General features: G+C 61.6%; 19 protein-coding genes and 5 pseudogenes. 8 read left to right on the plus strand and 16 right to left on the minus strand.

Annotated elements, in window-relative coordinates:
• Nucleotides 1-186 precede the first annotated feature (186 nt).
• Nucleotides 187-1,089 (plus strand): LysR substrate-binding domain-containing protein, encoded by a 903-nt coding sequence (locus M1D34_RS21815; RefSeq protein WP_498781963.1) that lies wholly within the window; start codon nucleotides 187-189, stop codon nucleotides 1,087-1,089.
• A gap of 24 nt (nucleotides 1,090-1,113) precedes the next feature.
• On the opposite strand, the gene M1D34_RS21820 is transcribed toward M1D34_RS21815, so the two are convergent.
• From M1D34_RS21820 to M1D34_RS21850, 7 genes and pseudogenes are all read right to left on the minus strand, one after another.
• Nucleotides 1,114-1,590 carry a GNAT family N-acetyltransferase gene (locus M1D34_RS21820; protein WP_498781965.1) on the minus strand — a complete coding sequence of 159 codons (477 nt, stop codon included), beginning with the start codon at nucleotides 1,588-1,590 and terminating at the stop codon, nucleotides 1,114-1,116.
• 4 nt (nucleotides 1,591-1,594) lie between these two features.
• On the minus strand, nucleotides 1,595-2,605 hold the full coding sequence (locus tag M1D34_RS21825; protein ID WP_498781967.1) for a glycoside hydrolase family 25 protein: 1,011 nt from the start codon (nucleotides 2,603-2,605) through the stop codon (nucleotides 1,595-1,597).
• Between the two features lie 204 nt (nucleotides 2,606-2,809).
• On the minus strand, nucleotides 2,810-3,940 hold the full coding sequence (locus M1D34_RS21830; RefSeq protein ID WP_498781969.1) for a carbohydrate ABC transporter substrate-binding protein: 1,131 nt from the start codon (nucleotides 3,938-3,940) through the stop codon (nucleotides 2,810-2,812).
• On the minus strand, nucleotides 3,937-5,097 hold the full coding sequence (locus M1D34_RS21835) for a CaiB/BaiF CoA transferase family protein (RefSeq protein ID WP_498781971.1): 1,161 nt from the start codon (nucleotides 5,095-5,097) through the stop codon (nucleotides 3,937-3,939). Before M1D34_RS21835 ends, M1D34_RS21830 begins: the two co-directional genes overlap by 4 nt.
• Before the next feature lie 397 nt (nucleotides 5,098-5,494).
• Nucleotides 5,495-6,183 (minus strand): annotated as a pseudogene (locus M1D34_RS21840) (autoinducer binding domain-containing protein).
• Between the two features lie 168 nt (nucleotides 6,184-6,351).
• Nucleotides 6,352-6,856, minus strand: a pseudogene (locus tag M1D34_RS21845) (LysR family substrate-binding domain-containing protein); the annotation flags it as partial.
• A gap of 13 nt (nucleotides 6,857-6,869) precedes the next feature.
• Nucleotides 6,870-7,169: pseudogene (locus M1D34_RS21850) on the minus strand (SOS response-associated peptidase family protein); the annotation flags it as partial.
• Nucleotides 7,170-7,175: 6 nt separating this feature from the next.
• Between M1D34_RS21850 and M1D34_RS21855 the strand changes: the two are divergent.
• Nucleotides 7,176-7,382 (plus strand): annotated as a pseudogene (locus M1D34_RS21855) (SOS response-associated peptidase); the annotation flags it as partial.
• Nucleotides 7,383-7,585: 203 nt separating this feature from the next.
• On the opposite strand, the gene rctB reads toward M1D34_RS21855, so the two are convergent.
• The 3 genes from rctB to M1D34_RS21870 form a co-directional block, all read right to left on the minus strand.
• The gene (rctB, locus tag M1D34_RS21860) at nucleotides 7,586-7,927 is read right to left on the minus strand and encodes an SMa0974 family conjugal transfer regulator (protein ID WP_498781973.1); all 342 of its coding nucleotides are present in this window, start codon (nucleotides 7,925-7,927) and stop codon (nucleotides 7,586-7,588) included.
• A gap of 54 nt (nucleotides 7,928-7,981) precedes the next feature.
• On the minus strand, nucleotides 7,982-9,226 hold the full coding sequence (locus M1D34_RS21865) for an 8-amino-7-oxononanoate synthase family protein (RefSeq protein WP_498781975.1): 1,245 nt from the start codon (nucleotides 9,224-9,226) through the stop codon (nucleotides 7,982-7,984).
• Between the two features lie 184 nt (nucleotides 9,227-9,410).
• Nucleotides 9,411-10,160, minus strand: coding sequence for a winged helix-turn-helix transcriptional regulator (locus M1D34_RS21870; protein WP_498781977.1), 750 nt, complete (start codon nucleotides 10,158-10,160; stop codon nucleotides 9,411-9,413).
• Between the two features lie 247 nt (nucleotides 10,161-10,407).
• Between M1D34_RS21870 and M1D34_RS21875 the strand changes: the two are divergent.
• Together M1D34_RS21875 and M1D34_RS21880 are read left to right on the plus strand one after the other, a co-directional pair.
• Nucleotides 10,408-10,708 (plus strand): annotated as a pseudogene (locus M1D34_RS21875) (nucleotidyltransferase domain-containing protein); the annotation flags it as partial.
• Nucleotides 10,709-10,957: 249 nt separating this feature from the next.
• The gene (locus M1D34_RS21880) at nucleotides 10,958-11,188 is read left to right on the plus strand and encodes a Y4oE-related protein (RefSeq protein ID WP_498781979.1); all 231 of its coding nucleotides are present in this window, start codon (nucleotides 10,958-10,960) and stop codon (nucleotides 11,186-11,188) included.
• A 79-nt stretch (nucleotides 11,189-11,267) separates the two neighbouring features.
• Here the strand turns inward: M1D34_RS21880 and M1D34_RS21885 are convergent, their stop codons facing one another.
• The 5 genes from M1D34_RS21885 to rctR all read right to left on the minus strand — a co-directional run bounded on the left by M1D34_RS21885 (nucleotide 11,268) and on the right by rctR (nucleotide 16,630).
• Complete coding sequence (locus M1D34_RS21885; RefSeq protein ID WP_498781981.1) at nucleotides 11,268-12,011, minus strand: winged helix-turn-helix transcriptional regulator; 744 nt, start codon at nucleotides 12,009-12,011, stop codon at nucleotides 11,268-11,270.
• Nucleotides 11,986-12,762 carry an SDR family oxidoreductase gene (locus M1D34_RS21890; RefSeq protein WP_498781983.1) on the minus strand — a complete coding sequence of 259 codons (777 nt, stop codon included), beginning with the start codon at nucleotides 12,760-12,762 and terminating at the stop codon, nucleotides 11,986-11,988. Before M1D34_RS21890 ends, M1D34_RS21885 begins: the two co-directional genes overlap by 26 nt.
• Complete coding sequence (locus tag M1D34_RS21895) at nucleotides 12,759-14,471, minus strand: acetolactate synthase catalytic subunit (protein ID WP_498781985.1); 1,713 nt, start codon at nucleotides 14,469-14,471, stop codon at nucleotides 12,759-12,761. Before M1D34_RS21895 ends, M1D34_RS21890 begins: the two co-directional genes overlap by 4 nt.
• Nucleotides 14,468-15,829, minus strand: coding sequence for an aspartate aminotransferase family protein (locus M1D34_RS21900; protein WP_498781987.1), 1,362 nt, complete (start codon nucleotides 15,827-15,829; stop codon nucleotides 14,468-14,470). The genes M1D34_RS21895 and M1D34_RS21900 overlap by 4 nt, the downstream gene beginning before the upstream one ends.
• Before the next feature lie 102 nt (nucleotides 15,830-15,931).
• Entirely contained in the window at nucleotides 15,932-16,630 is a 699-nt protein-coding gene (rctR, locus tag M1D34_RS21905; protein WP_498781989.1) for a GntR family transcriptional repressor RctR, read from the minus strand.
• Nucleotides 16,631-16,907: 277 nt separating this feature from the next.
• Between rctR and M1D34_RS21910 the strand changes: the two genes are divergently transcribed.
• The 4 genes from M1D34_RS21910 to M1D34_RS21925 are packed head-to-tail and all read left to right on the plus strand — an operon-like array spanning nucleotide 16,908 to nucleotide 20,892.
• Nucleotides 16,908-18,026, plus strand: a complete 1,119-nt coding sequence (locus M1D34_RS21910; RefSeq protein ID WP_498781991.1) for an ABC transporter ATP-binding protein — start codon at nucleotides 16,908-16,910, stop codon at nucleotides 18,024-18,026.
• On the plus strand, nucleotides 18,023-18,913 hold the full coding sequence (locus M1D34_RS21915; RefSeq protein WP_498781993.1) for an ABC transporter permease: 891 nt from the start codon (nucleotides 18,023-18,025) through the stop codon (nucleotides 18,911-18,913). The genes M1D34_RS21910 and M1D34_RS21915 overlap by 4 nt, the downstream gene beginning before the upstream one ends.
• Nucleotides 18,903-19,769 carry an ABC transporter permease gene (locus M1D34_RS21920; RefSeq protein ID WP_498781995.1) on the plus strand — a complete coding sequence of 289 codons (867 nt, stop codon included), beginning with the start codon at nucleotides 18,903-18,905 and terminating at the stop codon, nucleotides 19,767-19,769. Before M1D34_RS21915 ends, M1D34_RS21920 begins: the two co-directional genes overlap by 11 nt.
• Before the next feature lie 49 nt (nucleotides 19,770-19,818).
• Nucleotides 19,819-20,892 (plus strand): ABC transporter substrate-binding protein, encoded by a 1,074-nt coding sequence (locus M1D34_RS21925; RefSeq protein ID WP_498781997.1) that lies wholly within the window; start codon nucleotides 19,819-19,821, stop codon nucleotides 20,890-20,892.
• A 217-nt stretch (nucleotides 20,893-21,109) separates the two neighbouring features.
• On the opposite strand, the gene traA is transcribed toward M1D34_RS21925, so the two are convergent.
• Nucleotides 21,110-25,732 carry a Ti-type conjugative transfer relaxase TraA gene (gene traA / locus M1D34_RS21930; protein WP_498781999.1) on the minus strand — a complete coding sequence of 1,541 codons (4,623 nt, stop codon included), beginning with the start codon at nucleotides 25,730-25,732 and terminating at the stop codon, nucleotides 21,110-21,112.
• Nucleotides 25,733-25,844: the final 112 nt, after the last annotated feature.

Below are 25,844 nucleotides of genomic sequence, written 5' to 3' on the forward strand. Positions count from 1 at the left end.
CCCTTTATTTGTTCATTCTTTCGGAGAAGCTCCCACGGGCCGCATCCTCCGGCAAGCGAAGTTATTTCACCAAGCTATGACAAAAACGACTAGCCTTGCTCCGGGCACTTATTTAGGTTCTGCGCAAGGAACGGGGCGGAGCGGAAGCGCGATCTCGCATTCGGCTGAACCTGGCGGAGGGATTTCATGGCTTCGGGACGGCGGCGCTTGCCTTCGACGACCGCACTTCAGGTGCTGCTTGCGGTGGCCGAAAGGGGATCGACGAGCGCTGCCGCCGAAAGCACGTCGCTGTCGCAGAGCGCCGTCAGCAAGCAATTGCTGGCGCTCGAAGACCTGATCGGCAGTCCCGTCTTCGCCCGGACGCCGCGCGGCATGATCCCGACGGAAGTCGGCTCGATCTATATCGAACAGGCGCGCACCGCATTGAAGGCGATGGAGGACGCCGCCCTTCGGGTCGCGCGCCTGAAGCCGGGCCCACGGGTGCTGAGATTGCAGGTGCCGCCCATTTTCGGGGACCGGTGGCTGCTGCCGCGCTTTCTTCGCTTTACCGAGCAGCACCCGGAGATTGAGGTGCAGTTCACGACGTTCGTTTCTCCGACCCAGTCCCAGACGCCCGATGCGATATTCCGCTTCCTGAGCGAACCGCTGCCTGAAGAGGAGACCAGCTATCTCTTCGGGCGCGAGGTTCTTGTCGTCAGCGCCCCTTCCTACTGGGAGAAGAACGGCACTCCGGAGACGATCGAGGATCTCGCCGACGGCATCATGCTGGAGCACCCGCAAACCCCGCTGCACTGGAATTATTTCGCCAAGGGTCACGGCAAGGACGACCTCGCGGTGCGACACACCACGCGGTTCGGCTATTACACGATGGTGATCCGGGCGGCACTTGCCGGACAGGGAATGGCATTGATCCCGCGGGGCCTTATCCTCGACGACCTTGCCGCGGGAAAGCTCGTCAATCCGAACGGCTTTGGATATCGAAGCGACTACGGCTACTGGTTCGCCAAACCGCGTGACATCGCGCCGAGTGCTTCCATGCGGACCTTCGAAGCATGGCTGATGGCGGAAGCAGAAGGCATGGGCGACTGAGGCCCCGGGCCGTGGCGCGCCGGCTCAGCCCGCCAGCCGCGCGAGCGCGTCTCCGTCGAGCCGGAAGAAGAGCTTGTCCGGTTTGCTTGCACCGCCCAGCTCTTCATAGAAGGAGAGGAGCCGTGTGTTTTCCGCCTCCGCCGTCCAATCGATGCGCGAGAGCCCGCGCTCCTTCGCCAGGCTGGCGAGCTTCTGCACCAAAGCCCGGCCGAGGCCCCGGCCGCGTTGGGATCCGCTAACGTAGAGTTCCTTCAGAAACATGCCCGGCTTCAGGCCCGGCCCGGGGTAAATCCCGGAGAAGGCGGCGAAACCGAGCACCGAACGACGCTCCTCGGCGACGAGGATCTCCGCGCCCGGCGGCATGGCTTCAAGCCCCGCGACGATCTCGGCGCGCGGCGGACAGGCCACGCGGTAATGCGCCTGCATTTCCTCCATGAGGGCCGCAAGTGCGGGGAAGGCCGCATCATTGGCCTGCAGCAGGCGGATCGGCGTCACTTGCATTCCCTCAGCTCGAGCGCGCCGACACCCAGTTGTGCCAGTCTTCCTCGCTGCCGTTGAAGACGTTGAGGTCGATCCGCCCGTCGACGCCGTGGGACAGGCCCGAACCCGAATATTGCCAGAAGACCCATTTGCGTCCGGGATAGACCTTCGACGGGTGCGCCGCGACCGAGCGCAGCCAGAAGGGATGATTGGGGAACGCGCCCTGCAGATTGTCGCGGTAGAAATCCGGCGCGGTATAGATGATCGGGCGTTGGCCGTAGTGGCGCTCCAGCTTGTCCATGAAGACCTGCATCTTTTCCCGCACCCGCTCGGGCGAAGGGCGCCGCTTGCAGCTCGACTCGCCGTTCCACTCGACATCAATGACGGGCGGAAGCGCGCTCGGATCCCGGGGGACGTTGCGAATGAACCAGTCCGCCTGCTCGCCGGCCGTGCGGCACCAGTAGAAGAAGTGGTAGGCGCCGCGTTTCAGCCCGGCCTCGTCGGCCCGGCGCCAGTTCTTCTTGAACATGGGATCGAGATGATCGCCGCCGTCGGTTGCCTTGATATAGGCGAAGTTGGCGCCTTGCGTGCGCAGCTTCGCCCAGTTGATGTCGCCCTGCCAACGCGAAACGTCGACACCGTGAACGGCGAGTTTGCGCGGCGACCGGGTACCGAAATTGATCGGATGGGCATCGCGGAAACTGTGGCTGTAGACGCGCGAGCGGCCGCGCGGCTCGCGCGCGGGATTTTCCGGCGCGAGCATCGCGATGGGTCGCTCGGCCGGGACCGGCATGCCCACGGCCCTTTCCGCCGGCATGAAGGCCTGCGGCTGCGGAACGGTTCCCGCCCAGGCAAGCGCCTCCGGCTGAGGCGCCGCTTGCGCGGCAACGGCACTGACCGCCGCTGAGGGAACCGGGCTTGCCGGACGGACGACGGAGCTCGTCGTCTCCCGCGACGGTCTGCTCCCCCCGAAGCCGCAGCTCGATAGAACCAGGCACGTTATGACGATCGCTGAAACAGCCGAAAAAGGACGCATGAGGACCCGCACGCAATACAACAGCCGACGGCAACCGCGCCGTCAGGACCCACTGACGAGACTTGCTAACGGTAAATTACCAAGAAAGATTGAATCCAATCTTTACGCGGGCAGGCGGGGTGGAGTTGCAGAGCTCCTTTTTTTGAGAAATTTGCGCGCGCCCGCGGGGAAGGTGCCGGCAGGCGGATGGGGGCAATTTCGACCTCAGCGAAAACTCGCATGAAACAACCGGTTGAGCTCTTCGACCACGTGCCTCGGCCTCTCCCGGCTCCGCAGCCCGTCGTTCAGACGATCCGAGCCCGCCTGCTGGAACGCCATGTAGCCGTCGTGGCGCGGCCGGAGCCAGGCGCCTTCGAGCGTCGCCCGGGTTGCGCGGTAGAAATCATGGGTCGCCGAATTGGCCTTATCGTCCTGCCAGGCATCCCCATGGCCGGGCTGACCGCCGGATGCCGCGTAGAGGCCGCGCTGCACGCCTCCGCTCGCCACCCAATAGGCGAAATCGATCGCCTCTCCCGGCGCTTGCGAAAAGGCCGAGACGGCTATACCCGTCCCGCCGAGCGCCGAGCCGACCGGCCCGGCGGCGCCGACGGTCGGGAAATCGCCGAAGCGGACAAGGGCCGGGCGAAAGCCGGCGATGGAGTAGCTGACATAGCCGTAGATAAGCGGCGCGCAGGCGACAGCCGAGGCTTCGACCGCCATGGCCTCGAGCACCGCGATCGGGTCCATCCCGAAGCATGCGGGGTCGATCAGTGCCGAGATTTCCTGCAGCAGCTCGACCGCCATGGCGCCCGTTTCGGCATCGACGAGCTCGCCCTTCTCGGCGCTGCGGCAAGGCCGGCCGAGATTGCCGCAGAGCGTGTAAAAGCTCATCAGCGAATGCGGCGGCCTGAGCGGTAGGAGGACGCCGCCGCGATGCGCGAGCTCGAGCATCTCCTGCCAGGTCTGAAGGCGATCCGTCCTATCCGGCCGCCAGGCCTGCACCTGAGTCGCGGCGTCGATCGGAAAGGCCCATTGGCGTTCGTTCCACGCGTAGCTCCGATAGGACGGGCCGACGCTTGCCGCCGAGAGCGCCTGCCGCTCCTCCTCGCGATCCGGCACATCCAAGGGCAGCAGGCAATTCTCGCCGGTGATCTGCCCCACATGCGGATGGTCGATGACGATCAGGTCATAGTTCCTTGCCAGGACCTCGACCGGAAAGGTCTCGAAATCCTGCAGCGACCGATTCTCCCACCGGATCTCGACGCCCGTCTTTTCCTGCCAGGATTGCGAGCAGGCCACCATCGGGTCATAGCCGCGCGGGTGGTTCCAGGTCATTCCCTTGAGGACGATGCTCATAGGCCGAACTCCTCCCTGATCGAGCGGCCATGCTCACCGATCCGCGGCGCGGCGCGCTCGACGCGCGGGCGGCGGCCGTTGATCCTGAGCGGCGAACGCGTGGTGGTGATCGACACTTCGTCTTCGCGCACCACCGTCTGCAGCATATCGAGCACCTGGAAACCTTCGCTTTCCATGAGCTCGTTCCAGTCGAGCACGCGCGCGCACCAGATGTCGGCCGGCTCCAGCACCGCCAGCCATTCGTCGACAGTGCGCATCGCGATGCGCGCGGCAATCAGCGCCTTGATGCGGTCACGCTCGGTGAACCACGAGGCCGGGTCGTCGCGATACGGCGCGAGTTCGTCGATCTCCAGCAGGTCCGCAAGCTTCGGGATCGGTGTCATGGCAATCGCGAGATAGCCGTCGCTCGCCGCATAAACGCCGTATGGTGCGGCGAGATAAGCATGGGCGCTCCGGAATGCCGACCGCTTCGGCAGACGGCCGCCGTCATTGAGGTGCGTGGTCAATACCTCGAACTGGAAATCGACAAGCGCCTCCAGGAGGCTCGTTTCGACGAGGCTTCCCTTGCCCGAAATGCCCCGCCGCACCAGCGCCGCGAGAATCCCTTGAGCGGCGGCGGCTCCGGCCAGCATGTCGCCGATGGCGAGCCCAAAGGGAACCGGCCCCTGCCCTTCGTCGCCATTCAGCCACATGACGCCCGAGCGCGCCTGCGCCAGAAGGTCCTGGCCGGGGCGCTTCACCCAGGGCCCCTCCTCGCCATAACCGCTGATCGAGGCATAGACGATGCGCGGATTGATGGCCCTGACCGCTTCATAATCCAGCCGCAGCCTTTCGATGACGCCCGGCCGGAAGTTCTGGATCACGACGTCGGCCTGGGCGAGAAGCCGCTTCAGTGTCTCAAGATCAGCCTCGTTCTTGAGGTCTATCGCAAGGCTTTCCTTGGCGCGGTTGATCGCATGGAAAATAGTCGAGTCGCCGCCGATCTCGGTGTCGCTCAGGTAAAGCCTGCGGGAGAGGTCGCCGCCATCCGGCCGCTCGATCTTGATGACCCGCGCGCCGAGATCCATCAGCCGCAGTGAGCAATAGGGGCCCGAGAGAAACTGGCTCATGTCCACGACGACCAGGCCGGAAAGCGGCAGTTCGGAATCTGTTTTCATGCGTAGTTGCTCTCCCCTCATGCAGCGGCAACGCGATGTGGATGACCGTCGGACAACAATAGTGTCTTCTTATTTGAAGACTTAATTCAGATATAGGTGTTTTGACAAGCCGCAAAAGGGACCGAGTCCGCTGCATGACTGGGAAATGCAGCGGACTGCCGGAACGGACGCAACGAAAAGCCTGGCGATAACTGAACGGGATCAGGAGACGCGCCGGCGCCATCGAGAGGCGCCCCAATGGTGCGCATGGGCATATCATGCTGACGCTGTCGCGGGGGACGTAGTGGATAGTGACCAGGGTCAACCCAACCGACGTCTGATTGAAGTTCACGAACCCCCATTCTAGAAGAGGATTAGAGACGTCGAGCTGCCCCACCGATCGGCAATGTGTTTGGATTCAAATCAGCTTGAGCTTTGTCGCCTGGGCCTGCGTGCCGGCATTCAGCGCCCTGCGAGCATTATTCATATGAAACTTCACATTCGAGTAGGTCATGTTCTCGATCGTGGCGATTGCTCTCATGGATTTTCCCTCGGATGACCTCTTAAGCATCAGCCCCTGTTTGGCGGTCATGCAGATGCTCGGCTTTGCCGTGGGTTCCATTTCCGCTTGTTCGATCCACATGAAGCTGAGCGACCGCCGGACGCCGCCACCGGATCAATATCCCGATCCACTGAAAGGAACGGCTTGTGCGACGTGATCGTCAGCATCGACATGCGCCCAGATGCCGTTGCAACCGGAATGGTTATGCCCGACCGTATGCCGAATCCGGCGGCATCCAGATAGAACTGCCTAACGCGTCTCGACCTGACCTTGGGCGAGTTCTCGGAAGACCAGGTGAACGCCTTCATGGCGGAGTTGGCGATTCGGACCACCGGATCGATCTCATTGAAGCTCTTGGAGAAATACCGATCCAGCCATTCGCGAGGATAGTTTGACACAGCGAATGTTCCTACCGGCTGAAGATTGAGGTAGGCGTAATATTCGAAGCCGAGCTCCCCGGCGAGATCCGTAAGCGCTTCATTGAACATTTCCCTGGTGCGCGCCACGCCCGAAACATCGGTTAACTTCTGAAACCAAATCTTCACCTTCTGAACCTCTTGTTGGTGTCGTCTTGTTGTCAGCAACAGATAGATCCTTCGGCGGCGCCGGTTCGGCCGTCTACTCCTCATACGCAGTCGGACGGCGCTTCTTTCCGCTCCTTTCGGAATGCTCGCCGACAGGTATGCGCGGTCGTGAAGCCGATGCGAGCGAGCGGCGATTTCGAGGATATCGTCGCGGTTAGCCGCGGGTCTTCCTTGTTCCAGGCGAATCCCATGCCGATCGTGAAATCCACCCCCTCTACTTCCCGAAGTTGAAACGATCGATTGGGCAGACCCTTCGTCCCATTCCGGAACGAAACGCACGCCCATTCAGGTAGAAACGAGCGAAACCAGTGAGAGCGTGTCGTCGCAGCTATAGGCGACGTGGTCGAGAAGGCCGTGTTTTCTGAACTCCTCAAGGAAGCACTTTTCCGTATAAGACAGATTGGAGCGGAAAAGGAGATGGTCCTTTCCCGCTTCAGATCGCTCATTGTGATTGTTTCCGCCGTGGTCAGGTAGCTACCAAGGGGACCGCCAGAAGATAACGTTCGTTGGCGATGCTCAGCCAACGCAGCGATCCGATGTTTTCGACCGGCGGGATGAAACCAAGATTAATGCGGCCCTTCTCCAGATCACGTATGATCGCATCCGTTGAACCACTGCTGACGTGAATCTGGATCCGGAAATCGCTTATATTCCTCCGGCCAGGCCGGGGTCGCCGGCCGCCAAATCCCCGCGAAATAGAACCAGTCAACATTGGTGAGCGAGAAGCTGAAGTTCCTATGGCGAAACTCGGACGCTGGCACCAGGCAGCGGCGGGCGGAGAACGTCCGGCCTTCCGACCGGACGACGTTCACGGCGCGCGCACCACCGTCGCGCGGACGCAGGCCCCACGGCCGCTCCACCATCTCCACTTCGCCGTCATGGCGCCTTATGATAACGCGGCGCTCGTCGATCGGGGCGTCGGACTGGAAAACCTTCGCGCGCATCATAGTCAGCCCGAGGTCGGGCAAGCCTTCACCATGCTGACGATGGCGCCGGGGGCCGACATCGCTTCGTACCACGATCGACAGATCGTGATCCTTGAGCGCCATGTACGGGCTGACTGGCTGAACCCGAGTGTTTCTGCGATGTCGCTGATCAAACCACTTCCGGTAGGCACGCTATCGGTAGAGCACGTTGGGGAGAGTCTGCTCGATTCGTGATGTGTTCACGGGCTTCAAATCAGCTTGAGCTTTGTCGCCTGCGCCTGCGTGCCGGCATTCAGCGGCCTGCGAGCATTCTTCATGTGGAAGTTCGCGTAGCTCATGTTCTCGATGGTGGTGGTTGCTCTGCGTGTCCAACGTTCCTGCCGTTAGTCGTTTGTGGTGAACTTCAGCCGTGGCGAGTTTCTCGCGTTTCATGCACTTCATCTTGACTCGGATGTACACGTCCGACCGCTGCAAATGGTGTTTGACCGGGCCGGGCGCCAAGCGAATTCCTCGGGCGCCAATGCCGCCAATTTAAGAATGCTGCCCTCCAATGCCGTTCTTATTCCATAGTAAGAGATGACGTCCGTCGCGACGACCCGCATCAGAATCCCTCTACCGACAGCTCTCACGACGGCCTCGCCATCGATGAACTTGAAGGTCTTTTCCATTCCGTTGTCCACGATTGAGACGCACAATTCGGCAAACCGTTGGGAAACAGTCTCGATGAGGTTCCTTGAATCTGGGACGGAGACGCAGCACTCCGAGAGGTGCTCGTACATGTTCGCTCCTTGTACGATTCAGTGTTGGGGGTGGTCTTGATGCAGCACAGGCCCTTATATGTTTGTCAGCACGTCTTGAATCGCGCTGCCCACCGCCCGGATGTCATCTTCCGAGTGTCCGGCCGTGGGGCAAAGCCGCAACCCAGCCCTCCCCCGTGCAACCGTGGGAAAGAAGATCACCGACGTATAGAAACCGCGGTCGAGCAAAGCTCTTGCGGCTTCGATGGCCGTCATCTCGTCGCCTATCTCGACCGTTCGTATCGGCAACGGTGAGCCTTGCTGCTCTGTAGGAACGAGGCTGTCGAACAAGGCGATTCTGCTTCGGAGTCCCTGTTGTAGCTCCGTGAGTTCTTGCGTTAGGTGCAGTTGCTGCGACGCGCGCGCCGCGCCGATTGCCGCGACATTCAGCGACGCCGAAAACGCATGAGCGACCGCGAATCTTCGAAACAGTTCCTCTTGCCGCGCCGTTCCGAGCATGATCAAGCCTCCTGAGGCGCCGAAGCCCTTTCCGAGCGAAGCCGCAATTATCGTTCGCTCACCCAGGTGCCCGCTCATTTGCGATCTGGCAAAGCCTTCCCCGTGCTTGCCGAAGATCGATACGCCATGTGCGTCATCGATATAGAGGAAGAGGCCATAGCGGTCCTGCAGGCGCCTTAGGTCCTCGATGTCGGCGCTTCCGCCCATCGAATAGACGCCGTCGCAAACGAAGGCGACGGATTCGTTCGCGCGGCAGAGCATCTCGAGCGCTTCGAGATCGTTGTGAGCAATGGTCTCGACGCGAGTTTCGGCGGCAATGGTTCCCTTGTGATAGGCAAGCGTTGCGTGGGCGAAGCGATCGAACACCATCAGCGGCTTAACGCCACCCGTGAGATGCCCGGAAGCAATCAGCGGCAACGCGCTCATGTTGGCGGCGAGCACTGTGGTATAAGTAATCACCCGCGCATCGAACAACTCCGACAGCGCCGCCTCCAAGTCACCGAGAATCGAGAAGTTGAGACGCGTCCTTGCGCATGACCATTGAAGCGCGCCGTAATCTTTCAGTGCGTCGACGGCACCTGCAACGACCTGCGGATGGTTGTCCAAGCCGAGATAGGAGCAACGCACAAAGTCGACGACCCGACGTCCCCGGTCGTGGGTTAGTGCCACGGCACAATTCTCCAGGGGCCGCCCGTAAATCGCCATCAAGCCCTGAAAATGCGCGGCATCGAAATGGCTTTGGGCGTACTGGATTAAGCTGGCGGTGTTCCTTTCGGCACCCTTGCCAGCAATACTTCCCTGCCCTGGCGCTTTTCCTTCCATCCGAAAATCTCCTGATACTTGAACGACGAATGTATGGGAGATTTATTTGGTTAGGCGCTGAACTCAACGAAGTATTTGCGAAATATTTTCAAGCTGAGTTTCGCATTTTGCGTAAAATTACCGTTGAAATTTCCTTTCCCTGCATTTTTGAAAAAAATATAAGAAGTGTGACACGTATCCGAGCTCAATCGGCACCATCATCAATGTCGATCGCATAGCCTGTGGCCCGTATTGTGCGAATAAGAGGACGGCCGGTCAGGCGCTCGAGCTCCCGACGTAAGCGACCGACATGCACATCCACGGTGCGCGGCTGCACGTAGCGATTTGATGGCCACGCCGCTTCGATCAGTTCCAGACGGCTCCGCACCCGGCCTGGTGCCTCAAGCAGGCATCGCAGCAGGTTGAATTCGATGGGACCGAATTGAACGTCTTCATCACCATATCTGACGAGACGGCGCCTACGCTCGATTCTTAACGCGCCAAAGGTCTCGGTGGCCTCTTCGCTAGCCGGATGTGTCGGCTGCTTATCATTCGCACGATTGTTCGGCAGAGAACCAAGGTAAGCAAGCAGCCTTGCCGGCGAGACCGGGCGCACGAAGTTTTCGTCAACCCCCGCTTTCAACAGTGCCAGATAGTACCGCTCATTGCCCGACGAAACGACGGCGATAGTCGGGATGCGCGAGGTTACGTCGTTAGCTTTTATGGCGGCACATGTCCTTACCGTGAGCTCTGAATCCTCTGCTGAATCCAGGATGATTGCTGTGACCGGCCTTAGCACAGCCTGGTCCACCACCTCTTCCTCGCTCACCAACATCGTCTGAAAGCCCTCCGACGCCAGGATGTGTGCAAGCAGCACATAGAAGTTCGCATTAGCCGAACAGATCAGGACCAAGTGGTTTGTGTGCTGAGCCTTCGTGCCTTCAAGCTGTCTCATCGCCGTTCTCGTTCCGTGTTTTGATGTCACAAAAAATCGGAGATAATACGCTTGCTGCTCACACGTAATCCGTAGAATCTTAGTGGTATTGTGAAAAACCACGCTCTTCCCTAAAAGTTCGGACGATTTTCATCAGTTTTTGTTGCAACATTTTTGTTGAATTTAGACGTGAGATGGGCAATCTGTAGATTCAGCGAACCGGGTTCGCTATTCATGCATCATGACTTCAGAGAACGCGCTAGAACCGATGAAGACCAGCATTGACCAACTTCCGCTTCGAAAACAGCGCGAACTCGCGCGCATCGTCGAGGCCCTGCACGAGGAATTCGAGGACGCCCTCAAGGAGGGAACGGCCAACTTCAAGAAGCTTGGCCGCATTCTGAAGATCATTCTCTTCGGGTCCTATGCCCGAGGAACATGGGTCGATGAACCGCACACCAGGAAGGGATACAAATCGGACTACGATCTGCTGATCGTCGTCAAACAACAGGAAGCTGACAGATTTCTCGATCTACTGGCACAAGGCGCAGGAGCGCCTCATGCATTTGCTTGTTGAAAGAGTCCAGCGGCTGATTGCCGACGTGGAAGCGGTCTGCATCGAACACTTGGATCGGCTTCGAAAACAGGCAGAAGATGATCTCGGCGGAGTCCGGAAAGGGAACAGTCTTCGCTTCTGATAGAGACATTTGCCAGGGACGGCACGATGAGAACCGAATGGGTTCTGTGGCTCGCGAAAGCTGAGTTCCAACGTCCGGCAACCCCATTGATCCCCTGCGCCGGACAGCAGGAGGTTCAGCGTGTCCAAGATTTTTCGCAATCCGGCCATCGGGGAGGAAAGCCCCCGGAAAGATGGCTTCTGGCAGAAGCACCAACAGGAGGAAGTGGTTGAGGCGGCGATCGGCCTCTATGGCAGCGAAGCCGCGACGGCGGCAGCCTATTGCGCGCTCGAGGCCTGGACCGAATGCCGCCACAGCGATTACGGCTTCTGGTTTGAGGTATTCCTACGGCTCAGACACCGCTTCATCTAGCGGTTCATCTGCTCAGAGCGTGCGCCTTGCGGCGATCGGTGATCGAGCAAGGCGCTAGCCGGCGGAAATTGGAAAACGCTCAATTTCCCCCTGGCGCAGTGAGCCCGTCGAGCGAGTAGCCAATGGACCGTACGGTGCGGATAACGTCGTGTCCAAACTGGTTCAGCGCGCGCCTGATGTGACCGATATGGATATCAACGGTGCGGGGCTCGACTTCGGCTTCAGGCGGCCAGCCTGCGGCGATGAGATCGTCACGACTGTGCACCACATTGGGCATCTTCATGAGATGCAGAAGCAGTCTGAATTGTAGTGCGGAAAGGCTTACAGTGTGTCCGTTCCGCGTAACACGAACCCTGCCGACATTCATCTCGATATCCGCGTGCTGGAATATCTGCTCGCGTGAGACGCCAGGGCGGGAGTCGTGGGGCAAGTTTGTTTGAATGCCCTTGAGGAACGCAAGCAGGTGTCGCGGATCGTAAGGACTGCATATGACCACGTCGATCCCAAGACTGCTGAGATCCGCGCTCGATGCATTTGTAAAGACGGCGACTGGCAGGCGTTCGCTGATTGCCTTGATGTGGCCGCAAAGACCAGGCGCCTCCAGGCGCCGATCGGAACAATCGACCAGGACCGCGAGCGGCCTTCCGGTCTCGATTGTACCAATCAGTTCGCTCGCATCGGAGCAAAGCCGGACGGAAAATCCCTCGGTCTCGAGAATGTACTCGAGCAGAAGAAAAAGCTCGGCATTGCCCGTATGAATCAGAACGCCCGCATGCATTCTGCCCCGGTCTCCAACTTCAAAGTGGCGCGTATTCTCCGCCATTCACGTCTATGATCGCGCCATTGATGAAGGCCGCTGTGTCGGAGGTCAGGAAACCGATGGCGGCCGCGACTTCTTCTGGTTCGCCCATGCGGCCCGCGGGAATGCGGGCAACTGCGGCGCGATTGACCGCGCTGTCACGCGGACCGGCCATCTCGGTGGCAATCCTGCCTGGCGCAACGACATTCACCGTAATTCCTTGCGCCGCGTACCGTGCGACCAGGGAGCGGGCGAAGCCTGCAATTGCGGCTTTTGAGGCGACATAGGCGGTCCCAGCGATTTTAGGCAGCGCACGGCCGGCAATAGACCCGACAAGAACGATACGGCCAAAGCGTTGCGCGACCATGCCAGACAGGACCGCCTGGCAGCAGAGCATAGTCCCGGTCAGGTTGATTGAAAGAACGGCGTTCCATTCTTCGAGCGTAATCTCTGGGAAGGAGGTTGGCCCGTTAGGCCCTTTGGGCGATATGCCGGCATTGCAAACGAGTATCTCCGCCCTGCCCCAGCGATCGTCCAATTCCCGAAAGAAGGACGTTATCTGCGTCGGCTCACCGAGATCAACAGCGCGCGCGAACACTCGCTCGAAGCCGAAGTTCTGCGAAAGCGCCTCGGCCGCGCCTTCAACATTGATGAGCTTCTGCCCGAAGACGGCGACCCGGCATCCGCGCTCCAAAAGGTGACGGGCTGTTGCTAATCCGATTCCGGAAGTGCCGCCGGTGACGACGGCAATTCTTGCTGTGGGACCGCGACTCATGCTGCTTCGTCCATCTTTGCGAAGAGTGAGAGAGGGGGATGCGCCGCCGGGTCGGTCATCACTTCGATCAGAAGCGGCCCCTGCTCCAGGCCGCGCTGTAGATGATAGGCAAGCTCGCCCGGATCCTCGACACGAACTGCCGGGCAGCCGCAGGCTTCCGCCAGTTTTGCGTGATCGACCTCGGCAAAGTGGCACGCCGATGTGAAGGTGCCGAACTTCACCGTCTCCGCATCACGCTGGAAACCAAGAATGCCGTTATTGAGGACGACAATGGTGATAGGGAGTTTCATCCGCACCAAGGTCTCGAGCTCGGCCCAACTATGCGCGAAGCCACCGTCGCCGACAATGGCGACGACCGGCTTGTCCCGGCGGGCAACCTTGGCGCCGATCGCAAGCGGCACTCCCCAGCCAAGCCCCGCCAGCCCGCGCGGCGTGATAAAGCGCATCCCGCTCGCCGGCGCTCTTAACTGGCCCAGGACCCACATAGAAGAATAGCTCGCGTCGGCAACGACCGTGACGTCGTCGGTCAGCAGGTCCTGGAGTTCCGCCATAACCCGCTCTGGGCGTATCGGCCGCGAACACGACCTCGCCACGTCCCGGCGATCAAGCTCGAACCGCTTCCACGACTGAGCGACGCATTCCTCCAACCGCGCGCGATCCGCGTGCCTGCGAGTCAGGTCCACGCGGGTGAGCACCGCTCTGAGAGCGGCGAGCGTTTCCCGCGCATCCCCCACAAGCCGGATCGATTCGTAGTTACGCCCGATCTCCACCGGATCGACATCAATGTGCACGACCGTGGCGCCGGAGGGAATTTGACGCCAATTATCGGTGCCGTTCTGGTTGGTACGCGTTCCGATGAGAATGACCAGGTCCGCACCTTCGACCAAGGCGGACGAGTAGCGACCGAGCGACCGCGGCCCGACCAGCGAGCCCAGCACGCCGGCGGAAAGCGGGTGATATTCGTCGACTACCCCCTTTCCCATATTCGTGGTGAGGACCGCCAGGCACGCTTCCTGCTGGAGCGCCGCAAGTTCTGCCGCGGCGCCGCCGCAGTGAACGCCTCCGCCGGCGATAATGATCGGGGCTTGCGCCGCTGCGATAAGAGACGCGACCTCTGCCACCGCCACATCCGACGGGCGGACTCGATCCAGGGGCCAATGGCCCAAGTTCTTTGAACGTACGACCGCCGGAGATCTCGCCTCTGCACGCAGGAGATCGGCTGGAAGCAGCAGAGCGGCTGGCCCGGCACGGCCCGACGCCGCGGCCGTAAACGCCGCGTCGACATAGTCGTCGATGCGCTCCGGAACCGTGACACGCCGCACAAATTTGGTGCACGACTGGAAGAGGGCGATCTGATCAAGATCCTGAAAGGCATTCCTGTCCGTTTGGTCGCGCTCGACATCCTGCACCAACGCCACGATCGGCACACTGGCTTTCAACGCCTCCGCCAGCGGCGGCACAAGCAAAGTTGCCGCGGGACCGTTTTGCGCGGCGACGACACCGACTTTGCCGGAGATGCGGGCGTATCCGTCGGCCATCGCGCCGCCCATGTTCTCCTGCCTGTAAGCGATTTGGCGAATGCCGATCGCTTCCGCCGCGAGGATGACCGCCGATGGCAGGCTTTGGCCGAAGATGAATTCTACATCGTGGCGGCGAAGAATCTTGGCGATACGCTGCGCAACGGTCTCGATAGGATTCTGCTGCGTCATTGCGCCTGCTCCTTTCCGGATTGGATCTTGGTCTCAAGAAATTCTTCAAATGCACCGAGGATGAGGTCAATGTCGCTGTCGACCATTGGCGTCGAAAGGCAGGCGGCGGCTCCGTACGGGAGAAGAACGCCCGCTTCCAGGAAGTAGCGGCTCATTGTTCGCATGAGCGAGGCCTCTTCGGTGCTCAGATAGGCGTCGCGATATTCGAGCGGCGCGAAGCGCTTCGGATGGATGCGGAAGAACGAGGCGGCGCCGGTAACCGAGAATGGCGCGTCGCGCCTAGCAATCCTTGCCCTCAAACCCGCGCGCAACCTCTCTCCCATCGCTTCGAGGCGATCGAAGGCATCGGGGGTCATCGCCTCCATGGCCGCCCGGCCAGCGACCATGGAAACCGGATTTGCAGAAAAAGTGCCGCCCTGCGCCAACAACGGCTTTGCATCTTCGGTACCGAAAACGCGCATCACTTCCTCGCGGCCGCCTATGGCGCCAATCGGGAAGCCGCCTCCGATGATCTTGCCGGCAGTGATCAGGTCGGGCTTCAGACCGTAGCGTACTGAGGCCCCGGCGTAGCCTTGCCGCAGGTTGAGCACCTCGTCGGCGACGATCAAGATTCCGTACTTGCTCGCCATTTGCGACAAAGCCTCGATGAAGGCGGGCTCCGGATGCAGCAAGCCCGCCCGGCTGGGCATTGGGTCGATCAGTACGCAGGCAATGCGCTTGCTACCCGCACTCAGGCGCGCTTCAAGGGCCGCGACGTCGTTGAAGCGCAGAAGATGGACCTCGTCGGCGACGCTCGAGGGAGTGCCGCGATAGGCCGGAGTTGCGACGCAGATTGGCGCCCAGCCGTCCCTGCCGGGCGAAACGCCCTGCCCCGCCTCTGCCCAGTCGTAGGCGCCGTGATAGGCACCTTCTATCCGTGCGATTGCGGGCCTGCCGGTAAAGGCGCGCGCCGCCTTGATCGCGAACATCACTGCTTCTGTCCCGCTGTTGACGAAGCGTACCCGCTCCATTGCGGGGATGCGCGCCGTCAGCAGTTCCGCGAGCGCGATTTCATGCTCCGTCGGGTTTGCGAAACACGTTCCCGAGCGCAGCAGATCGACGACAGCCTCCGCGACCGGAGCGAAGCCGTGGCCGTGGATAAGCGTGGTGAAGTTGTTGTTCAGATCGAGGAGTTGGTTCCCGTCGACGTCGACGAGATAGGCCCCCTCGCCACGGTGGGCATAGATCGGAAACGGGTCCTTCTCCACCGTTGCGCGGGTGGTTCCATCTGGAAACACGCCCTTGGCGCGATTGAATAGATGCTTGGACTTACTGCGCGCAGACGCCTGCCGCAGCCTGTTTGTTGCTTGAACGAGCATAGTTCCGGCTTCCTGAGGTGAGAAATCGACCGCTCGCTTTGCACGAGCTTCACAATTTCGTTGCAACAAATTTCTCGCTCGTCAAGTCCATGCAACAAAATCTTAGGACGATTGGCCAGCTTCCCTCTCCAAATTGGCCCGCTTCAGCCGGCGATATCCATCGCGGATATCATTCTCCATCGCCGCCCTGAGGCTCGCCGCGTCACGCTCCGCGAGAGCCTCCATGGCAATCTCGTGGTTGCGAACGCCATATTTCTCCTCGGCAAACTCTGGGTAGAGATTATGCAAGGAGGGACCGATCCTAAGCCAAAGGCTCTCGATCATCGAAACGAGCTGGGGAAGACCCGAGAGACGGTAGATCGTAAAGTGGAATTCCTTGTTGTGCCACAGCGCGTCCGTATAGCGCTTTTCGTCGAGGGCCGAATTGATAAGTCTTTGTAAAGACTTCAGCTCCTCGACGTCGGCAGGCGCCCCATGTTGCCCGGCCTGCTCCGATGCGAGCCCCTCGAGCGCAAGGCGTGTGAGCGTTATCTCTCGAAGGGCGGCCCCGTCGAGCACCGGGACGACAACCGTCTTCGGCCCGGCGTAAACAAGCGCCCCCTCGCTCGTCAGGCGATTGATCGCATCACGCGCGGGCGTTGTGCTTACCTCAAGATCCTGGGCAATGGCGCGCACCGTCAACTTATGGCCCGGCCTGTAGACGCCACGGATGATGCGCTCCTTCATTTCCCGATAAGCGGCATCACCCAATCTTTCCGGCGCTCGCTCAAGATTTGGCGATTCGATCGAATTGTCCGCCATTTTACTCTCTCAATCGGTTGACACTGTGAAATTTTGATGCAACAAAAATGAAGTGTGAAGGTTTTGCAAAGTTTTTGTCGCACCAAGGACTACTAGCAGCTTTCTCATGCATCGTCACGCAGACCGCTACAACGGTCCGCGAGACGCTAAAACCTCAAGAACAAGCAAAGGATCCTCCCTTTACGGTCGGAAGAAGGCTTCTCATTGCGGCCGCCGGTCGGCCGGAAACCAAGGGAAAGGCGCCGAAGAGCGTCCAGCAGCTGAAAGGAAGGCGGAATTGATTGGTCAGTCTCTGTCCCTTGCGGGACTTCAAAAACGATACGGCGAGGCCTTGGCGGTTCGAGAGCTGTCGCTCGACATCGCGGCCGGGGAATTTGTCTCCCTGCTGGGGCCCTCCGGCTCCGGCAAGACAACAGCCTTGACGATGGTAGCCGGCTTCGAGAGTCCAAGCGCCGGCAGGATCGCCATCGATGGCCGGGACGTAACCTTCCTTGCGCCCAACCACCGGAACATCGGAATGGTGTTCCAGAAGTACGCGCTCTTCCCGCACCTGACGATCCGGCAGAACATCGCGTTCCCGCTCAGGATGCGCGGACGGATGCAGAAGACCGCGATCGCGCGGCGCGTCGAGGAAATGCTGGAGCTCGTGCAGCTCTCGGGCTACGCAGAGCGCTACCCCAACCAGCTTTCGGGTGGCCAGCAGCAACGCGTTGCCCTCGCACGCGCTCTGGCCTTTGAACCCCCCGTCCTCCTGATGGACGAACCACTTGGCGCCCTCGACAAGAAATTGCGAGAGGCGATGCAGTTCGAGATCAAGCGTCTGCAGGAGAGACTTGGCGCCACTGTCGTCTACGTAACCCACGATCAGGACGAAGCACTGACGATGTCGGATCGCGTCGCCATCATATCCGATGGCCGCCTGATGCAGTTCGGTACGCCGACGGAGCTCTACCGGCAGCCGAAGACCGAGTTCGTCGCGGACTTCATCGGCAGGATGAATTTTATCGATGGCGATTGCCTTGACTGCACGGCCGAGCAAACGGTTGTCCGTTTCTCGGAGAGAACGGTGCTTAGACTACGTTCTGCGGCGAAAGAGCGAACGGGCAAATACGATGCCGGAACGGCTCTGCGTGTGGCGATCCGTCCGGAGCGGATGCGTCTTGCAAAGCGAGGCGATGGCGGGGCGGACGCGCTGCCGGGCGTCATCGATGCCGCGGTGTTCGTCGGCTCGACATACATCTTTCTCGTCCGCCTTGCCGATCGCCCGGAAGCAAGCCTGCAGGTGCAGGTCGCCGCTGATGGAGTGATGCCATTCCAAAGGAACGACGACGTGGACATCGTCCTCGACGGTGCAGCCGCGCACGTCTTTCCCGTGACTGAGGGGTACGCGGCATGACGCGTTCACTCGCATCACTCTCATCTTCGCTGTCATTTCGCCGCTCGAGTTCTGCACGCTTATATTCGCTGACCACCTCCCTGGCTTTGGTCACACCGCTCCTGGCGGCACTGCTGGCCGGCTTCCTGTATCCGGTCGCGCGGCTGATCACGCTGAGCTTTTCCGGGGGAACGCTTAGCCACTATCGGCGCATTTTCGCCGAGCCGGTTCATCTCGACGTTCTCTTCAGCACGATCGAGGTCGCGTTTGTGGTGGCAGTTGCAAGCCTGCTCTTGGGTTTCCCGATCGCCTATCTCATGGCACGGCTGAGCAAGGGCTTGGCCATGGCCGTCGCTGCCTGCGTCTTCATCCCGTTGTGGACTTCCGTCCTCATCCGCTCCTACGCATGGGTCGTCCTCCTCCAACGCAATGGCATCATCAACAGATTGCTCATCGACACGGGTGTGACCGAAGGGCCGCTGAAGATGATCTACACCCAGGGCGCTGTCATCCTCGCGATGACGCAAGTGCTGATGCCGTTCATGGTCTTGCCGATCTATTCGGCACTGCGCGCCCTGCCCCCCGATTACGTGCGAGCCGCCCGAAATCTTGGCGCCGGCCCCATCCGCGCCTTCGTCGCCGTAACGCTGCCGCTCAGCCTTCCCGGCGTCTTTGCGGGCAGCGTCATGTGTTTCGTACTGGCGCTCGGCTTCTACATCACCCCGGCGCTGGTCGGTGGGCCCGGCTCGATGCTGATGGCGACGCTCATCGGTCAGCAGACAACAGTCCTGCTCGATTGGCCGTTCGCGGCAGCACTTTCGACCGTGCTCCTCGCCGTTACGCTCCTTTTTGTTCTCCTGTTCCGCAGGACGCTATCGCTCAGCAAGGGATTGAACAGTGTCTATTGATCACGCACAGATGCCGGGCCGGGTTCCTGCGGTCATGGATATCTTCGCTTCTCCGACGATCCGCGCCTATTCGAGGGCGGCGGGGATCATTGCCATCGGCGCGGGGATCGGATGTATTCTCTTCTTCCTGCTGTTGCCGACGCTGATCGTGCTACCGATGTCGCTCAGCGAAACTGACCACATCGAGTTCCCGCCCCAGGGCCTGACACTCAAATGGTACAGCGCCTATTTCAATGATCCGGACTGGATGGCAGCGACGTGGTTCAGTCTCAAGATCGCCCTGGCGACAACCGCGACAGCGACTGTCGTGGGAATCATGGCGGCGCTCGCGATCGTGCGAGGATGCCTTCCGTTCAGATCCACATTGCAGGCGCTCGCGCTCGGGCCGATGATTGTTCCCCACATCATTCTGGGCGTGGCGCTCTACCTCGCCTTCTCCCCCCTGCAGCTCACCGGCAGCTTTTTCGGATTCCTCATCGCGCACACCGTGTTGGCAATCCCCTATGTGATCATCACCGTTACGGCGTCGCTGCAGCGCTTCGATCCGACGCTCGAGCTGGCGGCGTTGAACTGCGGGGCCAACAGGCTGCAGGCATTCTTCCTCGTCGTTCTACCGAACATTGTCCCAGGTGTCGCAGCGGCGGCCGTGTTCGCCTTTCTCGCCTCATTCGATGAAGCGACCGTCGCGTTCTTCATATCGGACATCGGTGGCAAATCGATCGGGCGCAAGATGTTCGAGGATATCGATTTCAACCTGACGCCGGTCATTGCCGCGGTCTCGACCGTGCTCGTCGCCACTTCCCTCCTGCTCATGGGCGCGGTTCACCTGCTGAACGCCCGTAAGCCTCGCTCGTGAAACCGAGGACTTCCACTTCTCAGCATCTGAATTAACAAAGGATTCTTTCATGACCTCTCTCCTCTCACGTTCCACAGCAGTCATGAAGCCGACTATCGCCGGATTTCTATCCTTGATAGCCTTGTCGCTTCCGACATTCGCCGGCGAGCAAGTCATCATCGCGTCGACCGGCGGCGCTTATGACAAGGCTCTAAGGGAGGCCTGGTTCGATCCATTCACGAAGGCTACTGGCATCGAGGTGGTCACGGTCGCGGCGACGAACGCCGAAATGCGCGCCAAGGCCGCGGCCATGGTGAAAACGGCAAACGTCAATTGGGACCTCTATCTCGACGGCGAGATCCAAGCCGCGTCAAAGGCGCATCGCGAAGTGACAGAGGATCTGACGGAGTTCTGCCGTCAATTTGCCGATCGCGAGGACCTCAGCGCCAATGCCTGCTCCGCTGGCGGGGCCCTGCTGCAATCCACGGCTACGCTGTTGGCCTACAGAACCGGAAAACACGGGGAGCCAGTTCCCGCAACTTGGGCCGATATGTGGGACACAGGGAAATTTCCGGGCGAACGCGCGTTTCCAAATTTCGATGATCCCTGGCGCGTGATGGCGGCCGCACTGCTCGCCGATGGTGTCAAGCGCGACGATTTATTTCCGCTCGACATCGATCGCGCGCTGGCTAAGCTCGACAAGATCAGGCCTTCCGTCACGCTGTGGTGGAAGACGGGCGATCAGAGCGTGCAAGGGTTTCGCAATGGCGAGTACTCGCTCGGGCAGATCTGGTTGACGCGCGCAAAGGCGATGCAGAACGAGGGGCTGCCGATCGACTGGTCCTACAAGGCCGCCTTCCTCGTCGGCGACCGGATAGCGCTGCTGAAGGGCGCGCCGCACCGTGACAACGCGCTGAAGTTAATGGCCTTCTGGCTGAACTCTCCCGCGGCGCAGGCCAAAGCGTGCGAAGCTCTCTCCTGCACGCCCCCGAGCAGCGATGCGATCTCGATGATGTCGGATGAGGCGCGCAAGACGATGCCGCAAGGTGACGACGTTCGGGATCACGTCATCCTTCCCGACGCGGAGTGGATCAACGCCAATGCTGCGATGATGTTGCAGCGCTGGAACGAGTGGATTCGCTGACTGCGCCAGCGCCCCGCGTGCATGGAGGCGAGGCCCATCGGCCTCGCAGCGCCTCCGCCTTGCTGATGGCCAGATTGGGGGCGATCCAGTGATAGCTCCGGCCTTCCCGCAAATGATAGGAGCGAAGATCGTCGGTGACGATGCGGATGGTCGCTCCGTATCCGGTTGACCGCCGATCAGGATGAAGCGCCGTTGTTCCATCCGCCATGCTGGCGGATCAAAATATCAATAAGTGACGCCGCGCGCGATCGATGATGCGCTGCTGACGCTCCGATATGATTTGCTGGCTCGCCTGCACGCGAACGGCCTGCTGCAAGATCTTCAGCCTGTCCTGCATTGCCTCGAAGGCACGGCGGTGCGGCGGCGGCACGCGATTGATGACGTCCGTCTCGCCGCGCAGGATGGCGTTGCGGCCGAAGCGTTCATCGAGCGCTCGGCTGACCGCGGCGAACTCTCGGGCGACGGCGGGAGCAAGCGCGCCGGCGGCCACGGCGAGCCTGCTATCCTTGTTGTTCATCTGCGCTGCCAGTCGGCGCAGCGCGTCGTCGGCGGCCGGCGACAAGCCGGGAATGGCGACCGCCATACGGGCTCGCTCCTCGGTGACCGCCTGGCGCTCGGCGTCGAAGGCACTGACATAAGCCGCGCCGAGCGAGCGCAAAGAGACGGACGCCTCGGATACCGCCTGCAAAGCCTCTTTCCGCTCCCGGCCGGTGGCGAGCATCCGGTCGATCAGACGGTCCGAGCCGCGCAGCGCCCCATAGGCCGCGGGATCGTTGGTCACCGCCGCGGCGATGCGCTCGGCCGCAAAGCCCTTGACGATCAGCGCCTCTATTCTTTCGACGGCGCCGGCCGGATCGCGCCAGATGCGCTTGGCGGTTTCGGCGAGCGCAGCGCGATTGTGACGATAGTGCGGGGCGGAAAGCGCGCGTGGGCGCGCTTCCTCGTCCACCGGCGTCGTGAACTCGGTGACGGCGGCGAGCATCGGCAGCACGGCTTTGTCCTTCCCGAACTCGACACTTGCACCGGCAACGATCTTCGTACGGTCCTTCTTCTCGGCAAGATGCTGTTCCTCGGCGAAGCGCCGGACGGATTCGAAGAGCCGCATCAGCTTCCCGCGCCGGTCGTCGGTGAGGCCTTCCGGCATGCGCTCGGCGATGTTGCGTTCGGCAATCGCGTCGGCCTTCGGCGTGAAGGCGCTCCAGCCGAAGCGGGCGGTCAGCGCGTCGCTCACTGCCTTCACCTCCTGCACGAGCGAGCGATCCTCGGCGGCAAAGGCAAAGGCGGTCTTCCAGGCGTCGTCACCCCCTTGCTTGCGCACCGCCTCGATTTCGACGAGACGCGCCCTGGCCTGTTTCGACAGCGCCGGGATCGACAGGGACATATGAGCGCGCCTGTGCTGCTCGCGGACGCCAAAGCGTTCGGCATTCCTGCGGAACTCGGTCGCATGGGCGCGGGTCAAGGGCAGAAGTTCCGACATAGCGGCCATGGCCGTGTTGCGCTCATCGCGTGCGGCGCGACCGTCGACGATGTGGTCCGACCCGCGCAGACGGCCGAGCCGATCCGGCGCATGGGCGAGATCGTCGGCGAGCTCGCGGGGTTCGATGGCAGCATCGGAGGCGAGCGCATTCAGGTGGGCAAGCGCCGCGTCGGGATCGCGATAGATTTTCGCCAGCACCGGGCGCAGGATGGCCTCGTGCTCCTTCCAGCGTTCGGAGGAGAGCTGAGCAAGTCGTGCGTCCTCCTCGACGCTGCGGAAGAATTTCGTGGTGGGCGGGATCAGATATTTCCCAACCAACGGGATTTCGGCCGAGAGAGATTCCGTCCGTTCCTCATTGTACGAGACACGCCGTTCGCGCTCGATCACAAATCCGAGCGCCACGCTCGCCCGCTCCCAAAGCTTCGCGACCTGTTCCCTCTTCCCGGCAATCCACGCCAGCCGCCGCGAAACGCCCTCCTCTATCTCCGCCGCAACCCCGGCGAGCGTGTCGATGCCGCGCCGCCGTGCGAAGTCCTGTGCCTGCGCCCGGTACCCGGCCTCGCTCTCGAAATCGAGCGTGGTGGTCTTGGCACCGGATCGTCCGAGACGCTCGACAAGCTCCCTGAACAGCTCCGGCCGGTGGCTCTCGCGCTCGATCCGCTCCCGGCGGGCGTCTGCGGTTTCGACCTGCCTGGCGCTCCAGACATTGCGATCGACTTCGCGTTCCTCGAAACGCTTCTGGCCCGTCTCCTCATCGACGACGGGCACCCTGACCTTGACCTTCTCGACGCCGTCCTTGCGCAGCGTCACCGTATCGCCTTCAGCAACGCCCGCCGCCTCGGGCGCCTTCGGCAGGCTGACGCCCCAGAGCCGATGGACGGTTCCGTCATCCGTCCGGATGTCGGCATAGGGGCTCTCGTCCGCATCCTCGTCAGTGGGTCGGAACCTCGCCATCCCTTCTTCGACCAGTTCTCCGGTGACCCCGGCGGCATGATCGACGCGCGGCTTACGACCCCATTCCGGCTTCGCCTCGAAGTCCTCTGTCGCCGCATAGAGATCGGCGCGGTCCCGATGCCTGGTCATTGCCACATAGGTCAGATGCTGGTCCATCATGCCGGTGGCGAGCACGAAGGTCCGGTCGACGGTGGCGCCCTGCGATTTATGAATGGTCGCGGCATAGCCGTGATCGACGTTGCGATAGCTGTCCTCGCTGATGACGACGTCGCGGCCATTGTCGAGGCGGACCGACAGCAACGCATCGCCGCGTCTGTCGGCGCTGGAAACGACCGTTCCGAGCATGCCGTTCTTGACATATTGCGGCCCGAGACGCCGTGCACGCGGCTCGACGAAACGGGCGTTCTCGAGGAAGATGATGCGGTCGCCGGCGGCAAATTCGCGCAAGCCTCGCGCCGTCTGGAACGCGCGCGCCCCTGTCAGCGCGCCCTCGTCCGTCATCACGCTGCGCAGGGCCTCGTTCAGCTTCCGGACGTCGTCATTGGTGTGGGCAAGGACCAGAAGCTCGTCGCCGCGAAGCCGGCCTTCACTTCCGCCGGAGACAGAGTTCTCGAGCGCCTGTTTGCGCGCATCGGCCCAATCGGCAACGATGCGACCGATGATTTCCTCGCGCGTTTCCGCCGCGACAATACGGCCATGCCGGGCATAGGTACCAAGGCCCTCTTCGATGTTACCGCGGGCGAACAGTCGAGAGGCATCGCGCGCCCACGCATCGCGCTGCCGCCGCACGCCGGGCAGTTCGGCAAAGCCGACGCGCTCCGAAATGGCCCGGAACGCCGCACCGGCCTGGATCGGCTGCAGCTGCATGGTGTCTCCGACTAACACGGCTTTTGCGCCTGCTTCTTCCACCCCCTTGAGGACCCGCGCCATCTGCTGCGACGACACCATGCCGGCTTCGTCGATGACCAGCACGTCACCACGCTGGAGCAGATCGCGCCCACTCGCCCAGGCCAGTTCCCAGGATGCCAGCGTGCGCGACCTGATGTCGGAACTGTCCTCCAGCCCTTCGGCCGCCTTGCCGGCCAGCGCCGCACCGAAGACCCGCCGGTTCTCGCTCTCCCAGGCGAGGCGCGCGGCGGCAAGCAGCGTCGACTTGCCGGCGCCGGCAAGGCCGACGACGGCGGCGATCGCATCGTCGCCGGTTACGTGGCGAACGGCATCGACCTGTTCCGCATCGAGCCTGAAGGGTTTTCCGGTGTCAGCCGTTTCGATGCTTCGAACGGCTGCGGCGACCTGCGCGTCGGAGACGCCGAAGCCCCTGCGCTCCGACAACACTCGAGCGGACTCTGCCATGTCATATTCGATGCGCAGGATCTCCCGCGTCGTGAAGACCGCGGGTTCCGTCGCCTTGCCGGTCTCAGCGTCGACCTGCTGCGGCCTCAACGTCACCAACTCGTCCGACGGCATCAGCCGCGCCCGGATATTGGCGAAATCGACGGGATCGTCGACATAGCGGTGCAGCGCCCTGGCGATGTCGCGCTCGTCGAAGGTGGAGCGTTCGTTGCCAAGCTGCTTTAAGAGAAGCTCGGGCTCGGCCAGCAGCCGGTCGGCCATCGCCTGCCGGCGGGCGAGATCGGCCGGCGCAAAGTACATCGCGACGCCCTTGCGGGCGAGCGCCGCCTTCTCCGGTCCGAGATGTTTTTGCGCAATCCCGTCGAGACCCTGCTCGGCATAGGAGCGGCCGTCGAGCCGGATCTCGTGGCCGGCAAGCGCCAGATGCCGGTTGGCGGTGTCCGCCCAGGCGATCTTCCACGCCTTCGTCGTTTCCTTGTCGCCGGCCCAGAGCTTGTAGACGATCTTGCCGTTCGGCCGCTCCGGCGTGACGACGCGCAGCGGTTCGCCGTCCTCACCGAGGATCGGGACCTTCTTCGGCCCGAAGCCTTCCTCGGTCAGCGGACGCAGCGTGGTCATCAGGTGGATGTGGGGATTGCGGTCCTTGTCGTGATAGACCCAATCGGCGACCATTCCCTTCGACGTCAGATTGTCGCCGACGAATTCACGGACAAGTGCGACGTTCTCCGCCCGCGTCAGCTCCTCCGGCAGCGCGATGATCAGCTCGCGCGCAAGCTGGGCGTCCCCCCGCGTCTCGAAGGCATCCACCGCATTCCAGAGCGCCTCGCTTGCCTTGGCGACAGATTGCCCGTCGATCGCCGTCTTCAGCCAGGCCGGGATATCGTCCGGCAGCGCCAGCTCCTCATGCACCAGTTCCCGCGATCCGCCGCGATAGCTGAAGGACGTCCCAGCCTGCTCGTCGAGCATTCGGGTGCGATGGCGATAGGCTGCGGCCGAGACGATGCTGCGTCCCGCTCCCCTGCCGATCACCTGCGCTCTGACGAACATGATCGCCACGACTGTCTCCAGACCCCTCAAGTACGTCGCGGCAGCGACGTATATTGCGCCCTCAAACCGATCGGACCGAAGGGCCGATGCCGCTTTTGCGGAAGACGGCCATTTTTCGGAA

It is taken from the genome of Ensifer sp. D2-11 (assembly GCF_054161295.1).

Coding starts and splice junctions, on each gene's coding strand:
- M1D34_RS21915 (WP_498781993.1), top strand. CDS start 18,023: ATGACGCGTTCACTCGCATCACTCTCATCTTCGCTGTCATTTCGCCGC.
- M1D34_RS21830 (WP_498781969.1), bottom strand. CDS start 3,940: ATGAGCATCGTCCTCAAGGGAATGACCTGGAACCACCCGCGCGGCTAT.
- M1D34_RS21820 (WP_498781965.1), bottom strand. CDS start 1,590: ATGCAAGTGACGCCGATCCGCCTGCTGCAGGCCAATGATGCGGCCTTC.
- M1D34_RS21865 (WP_498781975.1), bottom strand. CDS start 9,226: ATGGAAGGAAAAGCGCCAGGGCAGGGAAGTATTGCTGGCAAGGGTGCC.
- rctR (WP_498781989.1), bottom strand. CDS start 16,630: ATGGCGGACAATTCGATCGAATCGCCAAATCTTGAGCGAGCGCCGGAA.
- M1D34_RS21815 (WP_498781963.1), top strand. CDS start 187: ATGGCTTCGGGACGGCGGCGCTTGCCTTCGACGACCGCACTTCAGGTG.
- M1D34_RS21870 (WP_498781977.1), bottom strand. CDS start 10,160: ATGAGACAGCTTGAAGGCACGAAGGCTCAGCACACAAACCACTTGGTC.
- M1D34_RS21925 (WP_498781997.1), top strand. CDS start 19,819: ATGACCTCTCTCCTCTCACGTTCCACAGCAGTCATGAAGCCGACTATC.
- M1D34_RS21835 (WP_498781971.1), bottom strand. CDS start 5,097: ATGAAAACAGATTCCGAACTGCCGCTTTCCGGCCTGGTCGTCGTGGAC.
- M1D34_RS21825 (WP_498781967.1), bottom strand. CDS start 2,605: ATGCGTCCTTTTTCGGCTGTTTCAGCGATCGTCATAACGTGCCTGGTT.
- M1D34_RS21890 (WP_498781983.1), bottom strand. CDS start 12,762: ATGAGTCGCGGTCCCACAGCAAGAATTGCCGTCGTCACCGGCGGCACT.
- M1D34_RS21900 (WP_498781987.1), bottom strand. CDS start 15,829: ATGCTCGTTCAAGCAACAAACAGGCTGCGGCAGGCGTCTGCGCGCAGT.
- M1D34_RS21885 (WP_498781981.1), bottom strand. CDS start 12,011: ATGGCGGAGAATACGCGCCACTTTGAAGTTGGAGACCGGGGCAGAATG.
- M1D34_RS21895 (WP_498781985.1), bottom strand. CDS start 14,471: ATGACGCAGCAGAATCCTATCGAGACCGTTGCGCAGCGTATCGCCAAG.
- rctB (WP_498781973.1), bottom strand. CDS start 7,927: ATGTACGAGCACCTCTCGGAGTGCTGCGTCTCCGTCCCAGATTCAAGG.